This window comes from Micromonospora mangrovicola (assembly GCF_047200535.1).
GTDB lineage: Bacteria > Actinomycetota > Actinomycetes > Mycobacteriales > Micromonosporaceae > Micromonospora.
Genome location: NZ_JBJZOG010000276.1, coordinates 1 through 447, shown reverse-complemented (window position 1 = coordinate 447; position 447 = coordinate 1). Strand labels below are relative to the sequence as shown.

Below are 447 nucleotides of genomic sequence, written 5' to 3'. Positions count from 1 at the left end.
CAGACCACCAAGCTGACCTGGGACGACGACCACAACGTCACCCGGCTCGAGGAGGCCAACGGCGCCGCATCCACCTGGACCTACGACGCCAAGACCGGCTACCCCACCGAGATCAAGGACGCCGAGGCGGCCGAGAACGGCACCCCGGGGACGGTGCTGACCTACCAGTACCAGCTCAACGGCTACGTGGCGGACCTCGCCACCAAGACCAGCCCCGAGGGACGCAAGTGGAGCTTCGGCTACACGACCGAGGGTGACCTGGAAACCGTCACCGACCCGATCGGCACGTCGACCACCACGGCCGGCGACTACACCACCACCAACACCTACGACACCTGGGGACAGCTGCAGACGTCCAAGGACGCCAACGGCAACGTCACCACGTACGGCAACTACGACCCCAACGGCTACCCGCAGGCGATCACCGACGCGCTGAACAACGCGACG

At 66.4% G+C, this 447-nt stretch carries 1 protein-coding gene; it reads left to right on the top strand.

The window, feature by feature from the left end; translation table 11 throughout:
* Nucleotides 1–447: hypothetical protein (locus ACL02O_RS34455; protein WP_412822364.1), on the top strand; the 447-nt coding region annotated here is incomplete at both ends.